Source organism: Methylobacterium sp. J-118 (genome assembly GCF_057836565.1).
Genome location: NZ_JBYQFA010000001.1, coordinates 3,041,910 through 3,054,949, shown reverse-complemented (window position 1 = coordinate 3,054,949; position 13,040 = coordinate 3,041,910). Strand labels below are relative to the sequence as shown.

General features: G+C 71.6%; 12 protein-coding genes. 8 read left to right on the top strand and 4 right to left on the bottom strand.

The window, feature by feature from the left end:
* The first annotated feature begins 14 nt into the window (after positions 1-14).
* From mutM to gmk, 6 genes are all read left to right on the top strand, one after another.
* Positions 15-908, top strand: coding sequence for a bifunctional DNA-formamidopyrimidine glycosylase/DNA-(apurinic or apyrimidinic site) lyase (gene mutM / locus AC3IF3_RS14730; protein ID WP_243966629.1), 894 nt, complete (start codon positions 15-17; stop codon positions 906-908).
* Between the two features lie 151 nt (positions 909-1,059).
* Entirely contained in the window at positions 1,060-2,484 is a 1,425-nt protein-coding gene (gene mltG / locus AC3IF3_RS14725) for an endolytic transglycosylase MltG (RefSeq protein ID WP_489229351.1), read from the top strand.
* A gap of 260 nt (positions 2,485-2,744) precedes the next feature.
* Entirely contained in the window at positions 2,745-3,017 is a 273-nt protein-coding gene (locus tag AC3IF3_RS14720) for a hypothetical protein (protein WP_489231302.1), read from the top strand.
* A 126-nt stretch (positions 3,018-3,143) separates the two neighbouring features.
* Positions 3,144-3,590: a type II toxin-antitoxin system VapC family toxin gene (locus AC3IF3_RS14715; RefSeq protein WP_489229350.1), complete on the top strand. Its 447-nt coding sequence runs from the start codon at positions 3,144-3,146 to the stop codon at positions 3,588-3,590.
* Between the two features lie 151 nt (positions 3,591-3,741).
* On the top strand, positions 3,742-4,617 hold the full coding sequence (locus AC3IF3_RS14710; RefSeq protein ID WP_489229349.1) for a YicC/YloC family endoribonuclease: 876 nt from the start codon (positions 3,742-3,744) through the stop codon (positions 4,615-4,617).
* 49 nt (positions 4,618-4,666) lie between these two features.
* Positions 4,667-5,329: a guanylate kinase gene (gene gmk / locus AC3IF3_RS14705; RefSeq protein WP_489229348.1), complete on the top strand. Its 663-nt coding sequence runs from the start codon at positions 4,667-4,669 to the stop codon at positions 5,327-5,329.
* Between the two features lie 21 nt (positions 5,330-5,350).
* On the opposite strand, the gene AC3IF3_RS14700 is transcribed toward gmk, so the two are convergent.
* On the bottom strand, positions 5,351-5,635 hold the full coding sequence (locus tag AC3IF3_RS14700; protein ID WP_489216860.1) for a hypothetical protein: 285 nt from the start codon (positions 5,633-5,635) through the stop codon (positions 5,351-5,353).
* Between the two features lie 201 nt (positions 5,636-5,836).
* On the opposite strand from AC3IF3_RS14700, the gene AC3IF3_RS14695 reads away from it, so the two are divergent.
* Positions 5,837-8,008 carry a hypothetical protein gene (locus tag AC3IF3_RS14695; RefSeq protein WP_489229347.1) on the top strand — a complete coding sequence of 724 codons (2,172 nt, stop codon included), beginning with the start codon at positions 5,837-5,839 and terminating at the stop codon, positions 8,006-8,008.
* A 365-nt stretch (positions 8,009-8,373) separates the two neighbouring features.
* On the opposite strand, the gene AC3IF3_RS14690 is transcribed toward AC3IF3_RS14695, so the two are convergent.
* On the bottom strand, positions 8,374-8,826 hold the full coding sequence (locus AC3IF3_RS14690; RefSeq protein WP_489229346.1) for a DMT family transporter: 453 nt from the start codon (positions 8,824-8,826) through the stop codon (positions 8,374-8,376).
* 99 nt (positions 8,827-8,925) lie between these two features.
* Between AC3IF3_RS14690 and AC3IF3_RS14685 the strand changes: the two genes are divergently transcribed.
* On the top strand, positions 8,926-9,813 hold the full coding sequence (locus tag AC3IF3_RS14685) for a LysR family transcriptional regulator (protein ID WP_489229345.1): 888 nt from the start codon (positions 8,926-8,928) through the stop codon (positions 9,811-9,813).
* Between the two features lie 11 nt (positions 9,814-9,824).
* On the opposite strand, the gene AC3IF3_RS14680 is transcribed toward AC3IF3_RS14685, so the two are convergent.
* Together AC3IF3_RS14680 and AC3IF3_RS14675 are read right to left on the bottom strand one after the other, a co-directional pair.
* Positions 9,825-10,424 (bottom strand): biliverdin-producing heme oxygenase, encoded by a 600-nt coding sequence (locus AC3IF3_RS14680; RefSeq protein ID WP_489229344.1) that lies wholly within the window; start codon positions 10,422-10,424, stop codon positions 9,825-9,827.
* On the bottom strand, positions 10,421-13,039 hold the full coding sequence (locus tag AC3IF3_RS14675) for a histidine kinase dimerization/phosphoacceptor domain -containing protein (RefSeq protein WP_489229343.1): 2,619 nt from the start codon (positions 13,037-13,039) through the stop codon (positions 10,421-10,423). The genes AC3IF3_RS14680 and AC3IF3_RS14675 overlap by 4 nt, the downstream gene beginning before the upstream one ends.
* Position 13,040 lies beyond the last annotated feature (1 nt).

The following is a 13,040-nucleotide window of genomic DNA, read 5'->3' as shown; positions in this document are numbered from 1 at the left end:
CAGCCGCGAGACAGATGCCGGAGCTTCCCGAGGTCGAGACGGTGCGGCGGGGCCTGGCGCCGGCCCTGGTCGGTGCCCGGTTCAGCCGGGTCACCCTGCGCCGGGCGAACCTGCGCTTCCCGTTCCCGGAGCGCTTCGCCGCCCGGCTGGAGGGCCGTACCGTGACCGGCCTCGCGCGCCGGGCGAAGTACCTCACCGCGGCCCTCGATTCCGGCGAGACGCTGATCATGCATCTCGGCATGAGCGGCCGGTTCGACGTGGCGCTGGCGGACGGCAGCAACCTCTCGCCCGGGGATTTCTACCTCGAGGGCGCGCTGGGCACCCCCAAGCACGACCACGTGGTCATGGCGATGAATACCGGCGCCACGGTGACCTACAACGACGCCCGCCGCTTCGGATTCATGGATCTGGTCCCGAGCGCCGATCTCGCCGCCTGCCGCCACTTCGCCCGGATGGGGATCGAGCCCCTCGACGGGCAGCTTTCGGGCGCGGTGATCGCGGGGCTCTTCCGCCACAGGATCGCGCCGCTGAAGGCCGCGCTCCTGGACCAGCGCCTCATCGCGGGGCTCGGCAACATCTACGTCTGCGAGGCCCTGCACCGGGCGCGCCTGCATCCGGAGGCGCCGGCCGGGAGCCTCGCCCGGCCCGATGGCCGGCCGACGCCCAAGGCCAACGCCCTGGCCAAGGCGATCGTGCAGGTGCTGGAGGAGGCCGTGAAGGCCGGCGGCTCGACCCTGCGCGACTACGCCCATACGGACGGGAGCGCCGGCGCCTTCCAGCACGCCTTCCGGGTCTACGACCGGGTCGGCCTGGCCTGCAGCCGGCCGGGCTGCGGCGGCGCGGTCACTCGGATCGTCCAGGCCAACCGCTCGACCTTCTTCTGCGCCGCCTGCCAGCCCCTCGGCTGACCGCGACGATCCGCGCATCCCGGCGGGGCCGGACGGCATTTTCGCCACAAACCCGGCTAGGGTCGCAGCCCTCGACGTGCGCACCCGGCTGCGGGCAGCCGATCCCGGCCCGCGGCGCGTGGCGGGTCGCACGGCCCCAGACAGGATCCCGATGTTCTTCCGCCGCCCAAAGACGCCCGCGCCCGAGGTCATCACGCGGGATCCGACGGACGAGCCCGCCCTGCCGCAGCGGCTCTCGCCGCGCTCGCCCGGCGAGGCGATCAAGCCGACCGTCGCGCCCCCGCCCCCGGAGCGTCCCGAGCGCGAGCGGAGCGGCTTCATCGGCATCATCAGCGGTGCGCTGACCTTCGCGGTGATCATCGCCATCGCGGCGATGATCGGAATCACCCTGTTCCAGCGGCAGGTGCGCGAGCCGGGACCGCTCGCGGCCGACAAGGTCGTGGTGATCCCGACCCACAGCGGCACGGGCGAGATCGCCGACACGCTGAAGCGCGAGGGCGTGATCGATCATACCGGCCTGTTCGAATTCGCCGCCCGCTTCGGCGGCCGTCCGGCGTTGCGGGCCGGCGAGTACGTGTTCAAGGCCCATACCAGCATCGCCGAGACGCTCGACACGATCGCCACCGGCCGGCAGGTCCAGCACGCGATCACCTTCCCGGAGGGCCTGACCTCCGAGCAGATTGTGGGCCGGCTCAACGACAACGACGTGCTCACCGGCGAGATTAACGAGATCCCCGCGGAGGGCACGCTCCTGCCCGACACCTACAAGTTCGAGCGCGGCGCCACCCGCCAGCAGATCGTCAACCTGATGAAGGCCAAGCAGCGCGAGGTCCTGAACCAGATCTGGCTCCGGCGCAGCGCCGACGTGCCGGTGCGGACCCCGGCCGAGATGGTCACCCTCGCCTCCATCGTCGAGAAGGAGACCGGTCGCGCCGACGAGCGGCCGCGGGTGGCCGGCGTCTTCATCAACCGCCTGAACAAGCGGATGAAGCTGCAATCCGACCCGACGATCGTCTACGGGCTCGTGGGCGGCCGGGGCACCCTCGGCCGCGGGATCCTGCGCTCCGAGATCGACCGGCCGACGCCCTACAACACCTACGTGATCGAGGGGCTGCCGCCGGGCCCGATCGCCAATCCCGGCAAGGCCGCCCTGGAGGCGGTCGCCAACCCGTCCCGGACCAAGGACCTCTACTTCGTGGCGGACGGGACCGGCGGCCACGCCTTCGCCGATTCCCTGGAGGCGCATCAGCGCAACGTCGCCCGCTGGCGGGCGGTGGAGAAGGGCCGTCAGGCGCCGCCGGACGCGGTCGACAAGGTCGAGCCGGGCCCCGATCCGGCGACCCCGGGGCGCGCCTCGGCCTACGCGCCGGGCGGCGTCCCCGCGGGCGCGGACGGCACCAACACGAACGCGGCCTTCGCCCTCGACACCGGCGCGCCGGCCGGCACGCGGGCCTTCGATGCCTCCGAGGGCACGCGCCTCGATCCGCTGAAGAACCGCAGCTACGACCTGGGCTCGCCCAAGACCGTGCCGTCCCTGGCCGATCCGGCGGCCCCCGCCCCGCGCAAGCGGCGGTAAGCGGCAGCGGCCGAGCTTCGCCCGGGTTGTCGGACGGCAGCAGTTGCCGACGCCGACCGTTGCGTTGTTCGGCCGGGTCAGTCGAGCTATGTTCGCGGAATCGAGATTCTGTTAATCGACACGGCGGGGCGATGGCCAGGATCACCACAGATCCTCCGGTTGGGAAACCCGATCGAAGGACCGGGATCGTGCCCCGAACCAGTATGCCCGAAACCCGACTCGCGACGCGGCATCGGACGCAGAAGGGGCCCACCGCCTTGGTGGCGCGCGAGGCGGATCCGGGCCTCGCTCAGATGGTCGATAACCTGCGCGCCCATCTTGTGCAGGCTGGCCTCGATCAGGGCGAGATGCAGCAAGTCAGCGCCCGCCTCCCGGCTAACCTCGTTCGGCAAGCCAAGAAGCGGACCGGTCTGAGTTCCAACACGGATCTCCTGACCGTCGCGCTCGCCAATCTGGCCGCTGAAGACGGCTTCGCGGATGCGTTCGAGGCCGCGCACGGTAAACTCGATTCCGAGCTCGATATCGGTTTCTGAGGCGTGTTCCCGATCTCACGGACGACGTCGAAACTCAGTCTCCGTCGCGACCTGAAGGGAATTCGGCCGCGTTCCGTCCAGGATCTTCCGTTCATCGGCGTGGCTTCACCATCGGGGGGCCCGCTGATGCTCGATACCGGCGTCTACATTCACGGCCTGACAGGAAAGACGCCCGCCACCCTGCGGTCGCTGCTGAGAACGCGGACAGTCCATCACAGCGTGGTCGCCATTCAGGAAAGCCTGCATGCCATCGACGTTCTTGATCCCATACATCCCCATACCGCTAAGAACGTCGCAGCAATCCGCGCGCTGCTAGACAATATTCCCCAGCACCGTCTCTACGCACCCGATCGGGACGTGCTGATAGACGCGGCGATCATCGCGGGCATCCTTTGCCGGCTTCGGGCCTACGCGCGCGATCAACGCATGAAGGCACTGCACGACTGCACGCTCTTGTTACACGCTGCCAAAACCGGTTGCACGCTCCTCACCGCCAACGTCGTGGACTTCGACCTGCTTCAACAGCTGAAGCCTGAAAGCCGCATTCTTTTCTACGAAGCGACCGGACGGTGAGGCTGTCGGCGCGACCATCCGATCATACGCCGATGCACAGCCAGGCATGATCGGCTCCCAGGCCTCGCCCGCCCCGGACCGCCCCATCACCGCTTCCCACCGAGGCGATCCGTGCTACAGGCCCCGATCTTCTTGAGGACGGGGGGTCGGCATGGCCCAGATCGCGAGCATGACCGGCTTCGCCCGGTCGGCCGGCACGACAGGATCGGTCCAGTGGGCCTGGGAGGTCCGCAGCGTCAACGGGCGTGGCCTCGACGTGCGCGTCCGGGTGCCGGCGGCCCAGGACGGGGCCGGTGAGATCGCCCGCGCGGCCCTTCAGAAGGCCCTCGCCCGGGGCCAGTGCCAGCTGACCCTGACGGTGACGAAGCCGGAGACATCGACGCGGGTCCGGATCAACGAGACCCTGCTGGCGAGCCTCGCCCAGGCCGTCGCGCGGGTGCCGATCCCCGCGGGCGTGGCCCCCGCCACCCTGGACGGGCTGCTCGGCGTGCGCGGCGTCGTCGAGATCGAGGACGAGGCACCGGAGACCGGGGCGCTGGCCCAGGACCTCGCCGCGGGTGCGGTCCGGCTGGTGGCGGATCTCGTCGCGGCCCGCCGCGCCGAGGGGCGCCAGCTGGAGCAGGTCGTCACCGCCCAGGTCGACCGGATCGCGGCGCTGGCCCAGGCCGCGGAGGACAACCCGGCCCGGCAGCCCGCGGCGGTGCGCGCCCGGCTGGAGGCGGCCGTGGCGGCGCTCGGCGGCAGCGGCCTCGATCCGGACCGGCTCCATCAGGAAGCGATGCTGCTCGCCGGCAAGGCGGATGTGCGCGAGGAACTCGACCGGCTCCGCGCCCACATCGCCGGCGCCCGCGAACTCCTGGCGGCCGGCGGCGCCATCGGCCGCCGCCTCGATTTCCTGGCCCAGGAATTCGGCCGCGAGGCCAACACCCTGGGCGCCAAGGCCAACGACATCAGCCTGTCGCGGATCGGCCTCGATCTGAAGGCCGTGGTCGAGCAGTTCCGCGAGCAGGTCCAGAATATCGAATGACGCGTCGAGACGGGAAGCTACGGATGCGCAACGCCGCGGAGCCACGCCGATGACCCAACCGGTGGGAAGCGCCCCGGAAACCATCGCCCGGCGCGGGTTGATCCTGATCCTGTCCTCGCCCTCCGGGGCGGGGAAGACCACCCTGACGCGGGCGATCGCGCAGGATCCCGCCTGGGCGCTCGACCTGTCGATCTCGGTCACCACCCGGGCCCGCCGCCCCTCCGAGATCGACGGGCGGCACTACCACTTCATCGACCGCGAGGCCTTCGAGGACCTGCGCAGCCGCGACGACCTGCTCGAATGGGCCGAGGTCCACGGCAACTATTACGGGACGCCCCGCCGGCCGGTGGAGAAGGTGCTCGGGGCCGGCCGCGACATGATCTTCGACATCGACTACCAGGGCACCCGGCAGGTGCGCGCCAAGCTCGCCGAGGACGTGGTGACGGTCTTCATCCTGCCGCCCAGCCTGGCGGAGCTCCGCCAGCGCCTGGAGCGCCGGGCCGAGGATTCGGCCGACACGATCGAGAAGCGCCTCGCCAACGCCCGCACCGAGATCCAACGCTGGGTCGAGTACGATTACGTCATCGTCAACGACGACCTGCAGAACGCCTTCCGGGCCCTCCAGGGGATCCTGGCGGCCGAGCGGCTGCGGCGCGAGCGCCGGACCGGCCTCGCAACCTTCGTGGATGGGCTGCTGGCCGAGACGCCGTAGGGTCCGCCGGCGCTCGATCGCTCATCGTCCCCCGCCCAAGGGCATCAGGCTCTTGGGATCGATCTCCGGCATCTTCGCCATCTGGTCGAAGGGCACGACCGCCATCACGAGGCCGTCCGGCATCTTGATGAGGTTGAATCGCTTGCCGGTGGCCTTGTCGGTCGCCATCGCGACCATGAGCTGCATCGGCTCGAACGGCGTGACGACGAAGTCATGCCCCCAGGCGCCGACGAGGCTCGACAGGGACGCCGTGGCCACGCCCGTGCCGGCGAGGAGCGCGACAGCGGGCAGAAGTGCGCGCATCATGATGGATCTCTCCCGGTTCGACCGGGGGGACTTCGCCGTCCTGGGCGGGGCGGTTACCGGGACCGGATCACCGTCGCCTGCCGCGTAACGGGGGGCCGACGGCGAACGAAGGGCGGCAGGGCGGAGGGAGATTGCGATGACGCCGTCTGCGGTCCGACTGGAGCGGCGACCTGCGGTGCCCGCGATCAGGATACGGCCGCGATGAGCGTGGGACGGGTGACCGCGCCGGGCGCGCGGCGGCGCCCGGTGCGTCGGGCAGCCTTCAGGCTCCTTCGCGGGGTCTCGTACACGGTGCGCATCACCGCCCGGATGGCCGGCGCGCTCGTCCTCTCGGCGCTCGGGATCCTGTTCCTGAACTACGTCGTGCTCTCGACCGACAAGGCGCACGCCTATCGCAACCTCGACCCGAGCCTCGCCGAATGCCGCGACGGGCTCGCGAAGGGCTGGACGATCCTGGCCGATACCGGGCGCGAGACCCTGCGGGCGACGATGCCGTCCGACGGGGACGGCTGGGTCGATGCCAGCAACGACGAGGACGCGGTGATCGCGGCGGATGCGGGTTGGGCCACGCGGCTGCGCTGCGCCCTGCAGCGCCACGTCGTCCGGGCCCGCGATCCCGGCGGGCGGGACCTCGCCTACCACCTCGGCTTCATCGAGTTCCAGGAAGACGGCGAACCCTACGCGCTGGTCTCGCGCGAGGGGGCGAGCGACACGGCCATCGACAGCGCGATGCTGCGCCACGCCATGGACAACGAGATGCGCGCCAAGGGCGTGCCGGCCACGATGGTCAAGCCGGTCATCACCCAGCTCGACGCCCTGAAGACGCATCTCTCGACCGGTTCGCACTACGTGATCGCCTTCGTTCACGGCTGGCGGCACGACGCGCGGATCGGCGACGGCAACGTGGCGGACCTGCGCCTTTACGCGGCCCACGCCGCCCGTTTCCTCGCGCAGCGCTGCCCGAGCGACCCGAGCGTCTGCGACATGGACGTGACGGCGATCTATATCGGCTGGCGCGGGGCGCGGGTCGACGAGCGCGGCCTGCGGCTCCGGTTCGGCGACGCGATCGGCGGCTTCTTCGGCAACCTGTCGGCCGGCGCCACCCTGTTCGACCGGAAGCCCGTGAGCGAGGCGATCGCGCCCGCGGCGATCTCGGCGCTCCGCACGATCGAGACCACGCTCAGTGCGCCGGGCGCGCACAACAAGCTGATCGTCGCCGGACACAGCCTCGGCGGCAACATGCTCGCGAGCGGGCTCAAGGACGACCTGGTCAAGGCGGTGCGCCGCCATCGGTTCGGCGACACGCTCCCGCCGGTGCTCGGCAATCTCGTGGTCCTGATCAACCCGGCCTCCGAGGCGAGCAAGTGGACCGCGATCCAGCGCGAGGTCTGGATGAAGCTCGCCGACCATGCCGACGCGCATACGCCGGCCTCCGAAGTCGTGCGCGACGACGGGTACTTCCCGGCCGACCAGCGGCCGGTCCTGATGTCGGTGACCGCGGCTCTCGCCTTCCCGGCCGGCGGGCTGAGGCCCGGGGATTGCGCGTGGATCGGCCTCGATGCCGAGGATCGCTTCGCCGCGGCCCGTCGAAAGATCCGGAGCCGGCTCGCCGCCACCGACAGCATGTTCGATGCGGGCGTCGACTACGATTGGGCGACGCACGACCTGTTTCCGACCTTCAAGTTCGATTTCCGGCCGGCCGCCGGCTTCCTCGACCGAGTGGCGGCGCGGTTCGAGGGCCGTCAGCCCCGCGGCGAGAGCTGCACCCCGCCGCCGCCCGTCGACCTGCTGGCGGGATTGCTGACGCTGCCGCTCCGCACCCTGTCGCTGCTGGCCGCGACCTTCCCGTTCCAGAACAGCGCCCGGGAGGATTCGCACACCATCGGCAACCTCGACCCGCCGCGGCCGGCGGCCGGCGTGCTCGCCGATGCCCAGCCGTCGGCCGCCCCCTTCGGCACGACCCACGAGTTGCTCGGGCTCGATGCTCCAGGCCTCGAACGGCACCACCCCTACGCGACGCTGGCCGACGCCGCCATCGACTGCCCGCGCTCCGATCACTGGCTGACCCGGGCCCGGCTGGCGCGTGCCGACCGGCGCGGCAACTTCTGGGACAGCACCGACCTCGTGCCCGGCGGGTCCGGGGAGAACGGACCGGCCGCCCGCTTCCTGCACGGCCTGCAACTGACCGGCCTCGCACCGATCACCCGCCCCAACGACCCGTTCTGGAACGTCCGGGCTTTCGACAACGCCCTCTCGCGCCACGACGGCTACCGGCTGTCGTCGTTCATCTGCGCCCTGAATCAGCTCGTCATGGACGACATCACCGATGCACCGTCGTCGATGAGCGATCACCGGGATACGCAGATCCCGTAGGGCTTCCGTTGAACGGCCGGATTTCCAGCCTGGGCCCCGAAGCGGACGGCCGCCTTGGGGGACGGTGCGCCGAGAGCAGATCCCGGATTCACCATACGATATCCACACATCGCTGGCCGGGACGCTCTCTCCCCCCCTGGCGATCCTGGGCTTGCCCGGGATCGTTCGAGCTTGCGGGGAGAAGCCGGAGGATGGCGTGGTGCCTTCTACACCACCCCCACCCCTGGCCCCGCCCCGCAAGGGGGAGGGGAAAAGCGCTCCGTTGTCATGATGTTGGTGTCAGGACGCCATGGCGCATCGGGGCGCGGGTGGGATCATCGCAACGCCGTTGACCATTTGCCGGAAACCGCCGTCCGGACCCTCCCCTACCGCCGGATCAGCACGACGCCGCCGATCAGCAGCCCGATCCCGGCGAGGCGCGGCAGGTCGATGGGCCGCTGCGCGAGGCCGAGCAGGCCGACGTGGTCGAACACCACCGAGGCGAGCATCTGGCCCGTCACCAGAAGGGCGAAGAAGGTCGCGGCCCCGAGCTTCGGGACGAGCAGGATGGCGAGCCCGATGAACAGGGCGCCGAACAGGCCGCCGCTCCAGGTCCACCACGGGATGCGCCCCGCCGCGCTCGCCGCCGGCAGGGGGTCGCGCAGGGCGGCGGCCAGGAGCGTCATGCAGGCGAGGCCGACGAAGTAGCTGGCAAACCCCGCCCAGGCCGTCGAGGCGAGCCCCGCGCGCAGGTTCGCATTCAGGATCTGCTGCACCACGAGGCCGGCGCCCGCCAGCACGGCGAGGAGGGCGGAGAGCGCGAGGACGAGGACGAGCATGGGCGGGCCTGTTGTCGGAGTGAAACCGGGCTGTGATTGACAGCGCCTCCGCGTCATGCCGTCAAATGCCGCCTTTTCCTGACTCCATGCAGGATCGGCATGATCAACCCGGCCCATCTCGATCTGTTTCGCGCCGTGATCCGCCATGGCGGCATGACGCGGGCCGCGGAGGCGCTGGGCGTCGGGCAGCCGCATGTCAGCCGCGCCATCGCGCAGTTGGAGGCCGATCTCGGTTTCCCGCTCTTCGTCCGCGGCCACGGCAGCGCGGTCCCGACCCAGGAGGGCGAGGCCTTCGCCCACGAGGTCGCGCAGACCTTCGCCGGCCTCGACCATCTGCGCCACGCCGCCCGCCGGATCCGGGACCGGGGCACCGGCGTCCTGCGCGTGGCCTGCCAGCCGTCCCTGGCCGCCCGGCTCCTGCCCCGGGCGCTCCGGCGGCTCGATGCGGAATGCCCGGGCCTGCGGGTCTCGGTCCATGTGCCGAGCCCCGACACGATCTGGTCCTGGGCAGCGTCGGGCCAGTGCGACCTCGGCCTGGCGCGGCCGCGATCCGGCTATACGGGGGTGACCGCGGAGCCGTTCCTGACCGTGGCGGCCGTCTGCGCGCTGCCGCGGCGCCATCCCCTCGCCCGCAGGCGGGTCGTCACCGCGGCGGATCTCGCCGAAATCCCGCTGATCTCGGCGGGATCGAGCCCCGTCCAGGCGGCCACGGAGGCGGCCTTCGCGGAGGCCGGCGTGAGCCCGCGCTTCGTCCTCATGGCGGAATACACCGCCGCGCGCTGCGGGCTCGTGGCCGAGGGTCTCGGCGCCGCCCTGGTCGATCCCGTCCCGGCGCGCGACCTGACCGGTCTGGCGATCGTCCTGCGCCCGTTCCAGCCCGGCATCCCGATCGAGACGCACCTGCTGTACCCGGGCGGGCGGCCGCCGGGCCGCCTCGCCGGGCGGCTGATCGCCCATCTGAGGGCGGAGCGGGACGCGCTGGGCTGAGCCCGCGCGGGTCAGTCCGCTGCCGGCGCGGTGCAGAGCCAGTCCCGCATGGCCGCGAAGGTCGCCACCGCCGCCGCGGTGAGGGTGGCTTCCGCGACGGGATCCGCGGCGAAATCCTCCAGCCGCAGCCGGAAGGCGCCCCACATCGCGCCGGCCCGGGGGCCGTGGGCCCGGTAATAGGCGAGCCCCGTCTCGCCGAAGCCGTGAAGCCCCGCGATGTGCCGGCCGATCAGCTGTCCGCCCAGCGTCGAGCCCTCGAGCACGTAGAGTGCCCCCATCGCCGCCGCAGGACCGTCGAGGATGACGGGCGCGGGCCGCGGCAGCGCCGCGACCGTCGCCGGCGTGAGGCCGAGATGGTCGAGATCCGCGACCAGCAGGGCGAGGCGCCGCCGGGGCCCGAGGAACGGCTCGTCGGAGAGCTGCGCCCCGATCGCCGCCTCCCAGACGGCATGGAAGCCGTGGAGCCGGGCCAGAAGATCGCGGTAGCCCGCGCGGCTCGCGACCCGCGCCCGCCAGTCGAGCCCCGCCTCCAGCGCTTGGTGCGCCGGATCGGTGGCCATGCGCAGGCGGGCATGCAGGCCGTCGCGGTGCGTCGGAGTGACGGCGCTCACGCGGTGATCGTGAAACAGGCGCCGGGCGTGTTGGCGACGTCGAGCCGGGCGTTGATCTGGTCGAGCATCGCCCGGATCAGCTTCATGCCGAGGCCGGTACCCCGGCTGCCGCGGGCCTTGGCGTCGGCCCAGTCGTCGGGCAGGCCGGCGCCGTCGTCGCAGACCCGGAGCTGCACCTCGCCGGGGCCGGAGGCCGAGACGGTGACCTCGACGCGGCCGCCGCCGGCCGGGTTGGCGGCGTATTTGAAGGCGTTGGTGACGAGTTCCGTGGCGATCAGCGAGAGCGCCACAGCCTTGCGGTAGGGCACCATCAGGCCGGGCTCGGCGGTGAGGTCGACGGCGTGGCCCTCCCCGGCCAGCTCGGCCAGATCGTTGCACAGGCTCTCGAGGGTCTGTCCGAGATCGACCTCGTCCACGCGTTCGGCCTGGTAGAGGCTGTCGTGGACCCGCGCGACGCTCATCACCCGGGCCGAGGTGTCGGCGAAGGCCTGCCGGGCTTCGCCGTCGGCGATCTGCCGACGCTGCATCTGCAGGAAGGCCGAGACGATCTGCAGGGAGTTCTTGACCCGGTGGTCGATCTCCCGCGTGAGCAGGTCCTTCTGCTCCAGCAGGCGCTCCTTCTCGGCGAGCAGGCTCGTCAACTCGTCGATCTTGCGGCGCTGGCGCAGCACGACGCCCTCCACCGCCTCCGCCAGGGAGGCGGCGAGCTGGGTCTGCCATTCGGCCCAGGGGGTGGCGAAGCCGGTGCGCTCCTCGACCCAGCGCTCGAAGGAGCGCCGCGGCAGCACCGCCACGGGGCCGCTGCCGGCCAGCACGGGCTTGCGCGGATCGCCGCCCCAGGTGACCGTGCTGGGCACCTCCGGGCGGAACCACAGGAGCAGGGTCTCGCGCGACTGGTCCACGAAGGCGGCGAGCACCCCGCTGGCGCTCTCGCGGTGCGGGGCGGCCTCCGGGTACTCGGCGGTGAAGCAATTGCTGCTGTAGCCGAATTCGCCCTCCGGGATGCGGGCCCGCAGCCAGGCGGCAATCGCCGTCACCCTGTCCGGCGGAGGCGTGCGGCCGATCAGCGTGACCCGCTCCCCCGCGACGATGCCGGCGCCGGTGGCGCTGAACAGGTCGAGCAGCGTGGTGTCCCCGGCGGTCAGCGCCGCCACGAAATCGTCGGAGCGGGTCAGCCCGCGCACGAGCCGGCCCTCGACGTCGAGATGCGCCTGCCGCTCGGCCCAGAGCCTGCGGGATTCGATCTCCTGCACCCGCATGGCGAAGGCGTCCGTCAGCACGGTCGCGGCCGAGCGGGTCTCCGGGGTGACGTAGTGCGGGCGGCGATGGTGGCCGATCATCAGGCCCCAGAGGCGGTCCTCGACCATGATCGAGATCGACATGGAGCCGTTCACGCCGAGATTGCGCTGGTACTCCAGGTGGATCGGCGACAGCGTCCGGTGCTGGGCGAAGGTCAGGTCGATCGGGCCGTTGCCGGCGCCCGGCGCGGCCACCAGCCCCACCGGGACGCTGTCGCGATCGATCACGAAGCGGCTCTTGGCCTTGGTGTAGAGCGCGCGCGCCTGGGCGGGGATGTCGGAGGCCGGGAAGCGCAGGCCGAGCAGGCTGCGCGACCAGTCGACCGCCTTGTCCTCGGCCACCGCCTCGCCGTTCCAATCCGCATCGAAGCGGTAGACCAGCACCGCCTCGAACCCGGTCAGCGCGCGGATCTCCAGGGCCGCGATCCGGGCCGCATCCGCCAGCGTTTCGGCCTCCCGCAGGCGCCCGACCGCGAGTTCGGTATCGACCTGGCTGGCGGTGGCGAAATCGTCGGGCGAATCGGGCTCCTGTTCCAGCTCGACGATCAGCCGTCCGGCATGGGCGTGGGCGACGGCGTAATAGCGCGCGTCGCTGCCCGGGACGGTGAGCCGGGCGCGGACCGAGCGCCCGTCGCTCAGCGTTCCCTCGGCCAACCGGCTCCTGATCCGCTCGACGAAGGCGATCGGCAGCACCTCCGCCAGGGGGCGGCCCGCCAGCGGCGGCTCGGCCGGGTCGACGATCTCGGCGATGTTGGCCGAGTGGGCGAACACCAGGAGGGTGCCGATATCGGCCGCGATCATCACCGCATTGGGCTGGATCGAGCCCGGGATGTGGATCGGCTCGCGCGCGCACAGGCTGGCATCCACCGGCTCGGCCCGGACCCGGTGCCCGATCGCCGCGAGCACCGCCTCCCGGGGGAGGCCGGCGCCCAGAGTTTCCTGTGGATCGATCGTCAGCCACGTGACCGGAGGCCCACCCGCGATCGTCCCGTGGCGCATGTGAACCCGGGCCCGCAGGGGCTGCGGCACGCGGCCGAACACGTAGTCGAAGCGCTCGTCCAGAGCGCCGCGGCGGGCGCCGGCGAGGAAGCGCCCCCGGAAACCCGGGACGTTGGCCCCCGGCATCACGTCGCGGAAGTAGTCGCGTCCGAGCACCGCCTCACGGGCAAGTCCTGAGATCGTGCTCGCGCCCTCGCTGAAGGCCACGACCGCGCCCGCCGCATCCAGACCGATGACCCCCTGATCCAGGCGGTCGATCGCGTCGGGCGCGAGCGCGTCGAGGTCGATATCGCTATCGAGCACCGGACCCGGCATCATC

Bases quoted from the DNA above. Each gene is read 5' to 3' on its own strand.
- mutM (WP_243966629.1), top strand. From the start codon at position 15: ATGCCGGAGCTTCCCGAGGTCGAGACGGTGCGGCGGGGCCTGGCGCCG.
- mltG (WP_489229351.1), top strand. From the start codon at position 1,060: ATGTTCTTCCGCCGCCCAAAGACGCCCGCGCCCGAGGTCATCACGCGG.
- AC3IF3_RS14715 (WP_489229350.1), top strand. From the start codon at position 3,144: ATGCTCGATACCGGCGTCTACATTCACGGCCTGACAGGAAAGACGCCC.
- AC3IF3_RS14710 (WP_489229349.1), top strand. From the start codon at position 3,742: ATGGCCCAGATCGCGAGCATGACCGGCTTCGCCCGGTCGGCCGGCACG.
- gmk (WP_489229348.1), top strand. From the start codon at position 4,667: ATGACCCAACCGGTGGGAAGCGCCCCGGAAACCATCGCCCGGCGCGGG.
- AC3IF3_RS14700 (WP_489216860.1), bottom strand. From the start codon at position 5,635: ATGATGCGCGCACTTCTGCCCGCTGTCGCGCTCCTCGCCGGCACGGGC.
- AC3IF3_RS14695 (WP_489229347.1), top strand. From the start codon at position 5,837: ATGAGCGTGGGACGGGTGACCGCGCCGGGCGCGCGGCGGCGCCCGGTG.
- AC3IF3_RS14690 (WP_489229346.1), bottom strand. From the start codon at position 8,826: ATGCTCGTCCTCGTCCTCGCGCTCTCCGCCCTCCTCGCCGTGCTGGCG.
- AC3IF3_RS14685 (WP_489229345.1), top strand. From the start codon at position 8,926: ATGATCAACCCGGCCCATCTCGATCTGTTTCGCGCCGTGATCCGCCAT.
- AC3IF3_RS14675 (WP_489229343.1), bottom strand. From the start codon at position 13,039: ATGATGCCGGGTCCGGTGCTCGATAGCGATATCGACCTCGACGCGCTC.